General features: G+C 35.3%; 2 protein-coding genes. Both read left to right on the plus strand.

Annotation, left to right across the window (positions count from 1 at the left end; genetic code table 11):
- Positions 1 to 292 (plus strand): YdeI/OmpD-associated family protein (locus tag ACY65O_RS18625; protein ID WP_462222362.1); only part of this gene is annotated, 292 nt, incomplete at its 5' end.
- Positions 293 to 510: 218 nt separating this feature from the next.
- The coding region (locus ACY65O_RS18630) for a DUF2867 domain-containing protein (RefSeq protein WP_462222363.1) at positions 511 to 1,828 on the plus strand (1,318 nt) is incomplete at its 3' end.

Here is a 1,828-nt window from a genome sequence, read left to right on the forward strand (position 1 = left end):
GATGAAAGCTTTTCTAAATTTTAAGTTACGTAACTTTATTATATACACCAATGGAACCTGGTCCAAAGTAAACAAAGAAAAAATTGATCAACTGGTTGAAAAAGGACTGATGACAGCAGCAGGTTTTGCAAGTATTGAAAAAGCAAAACAAAATGGCTCATGGACAATTTTAGATGAAGTGGAAGAATTAAAAATACCTAAAGATTTAGCTGCGGCATTCAAAAGTAAACCAGGGTCAAAAGCTTTTTTTATAAGTTTAAGTAAGTCTGTAAAAAAAGTTGTTTTGCAATGATTGGTTCTTGCAAAAAAAACAGAAACCAGGCAAAAAAGAATTAACGAAATAGCTGAGCGTAGTTTTCAAAAACTAAGTCCCAGGTAAATGTTGCCTCTTACTGTAACACCAGATTTTATTTTTACAAAAAAGATTTTCATTACAAAAAAGTTATTCTTTAAGATATTTTAAACTTTTAATTTTTAGATGTGTTTTAAACAGTTACAATTAATTTCAACTTGAAAATCCTTCTTACCGGTGCCACCGGCTATATTGCTCAACGTTTACTCCCTGAATTGCTTGCAGCAGATCATCATGTTTATTGTTGCGTAAGGGATAAAGGCCGCTTCAATCTTCAAAGGTTTGAGGATCCTGATATCTCCGTGATAGAAGTTGATCTTTTACAGGAAGAAACTTTACAAAATATTCCTTCGGACATTGATATAGCCTATTACCTGGTACATTCCATGAGTACACACAATGGCGATTTTGAAAAAATGGAAGCGGCATCTGCAGAAAATTTTAAAAACAGGATGTTACAAACAAATGTAAAACAGGTAATTTACCTTACCGGCATTGTCAATGAAAGTCATTTATCTAAACATCTTCAATCAAGACTTCAGGTGGAGCAAATTTTAAAAACAGGAAATCATTCATACGCATTCACCGCCTTAAGAGCTGGAATCATTGTTGGCTCCGGCAGTGCATCTTTTGAAATAATACGTGACCTGGTAGAAAAATTGCCCGTAATGATAACACCTAAATGGCTTAACACAAAAACGCAACCTATTGCCATAAGAGATGTGGTGGCCTATTTAAAGGGAGTTATTAATTTACCCCAGGCATTAAACAATAGTTTTGATATAAGCAGCGGCGAAATTTTTACTTACAAAGAATTATTATTGAGGTTTGCTGCTGTAAGAGGCCTTAAAAGAAAAATAATAGTATTGCCTGTTTTAACTCCCCGTTTGTCATCATACTGGTTATACTTTGTTACATCTACCAGCTATCAACTGGCCAAAAATTTGGTGGACAGTATGAAAGTTGAAGTAATAGGTAAACCAAATAATTTGGGAGAAATACTTCACATTACAACCACTGCTTACGAAAAAGCTATTGAACTGGCATTTGTAAAAATTGAGAATGACCAGGTACTAAGCAGTTGGAAAGATGCGGCCACAAGTAATATTTTATATAAAGGTGTAACAGTACATTTGCAGGTTCCCAAGGAAGGTACATTTAAGGATACACGAAAACAAAAGGTAACAGACCTGCAAAATACACTGGACAAAATATGGCGCATTGGTGGCAGTAATGGCTGGTATTATGGTGGATGGCTTTGGGGAATAAGAGGACTGATGGACAAAATGGTTGGTGGTGTTGGTTTACGAAGGGGAAGAAGAAGCCCAACACAATTATATCCGGGAGAGTCGCTTGACTTTTGGAGAGTGCTTATTGCAAATAAAGAAGATAAAAGACTGCTGCTGTATGCAGAAATGAAATTACCCGGAGAAGCATGGCTGGAATTTTTTATCAACGAAAAAAATGAACTTAAAC

The sequence above is a fragment of the Ferruginibacter sp. genome, from assembly GCF_031430955.1.
Lineage (GTDB): Bacteria > Bacteroidota > Bacteroidia > Chitinophagales > Chitinophagaceae > Ferruginibacter.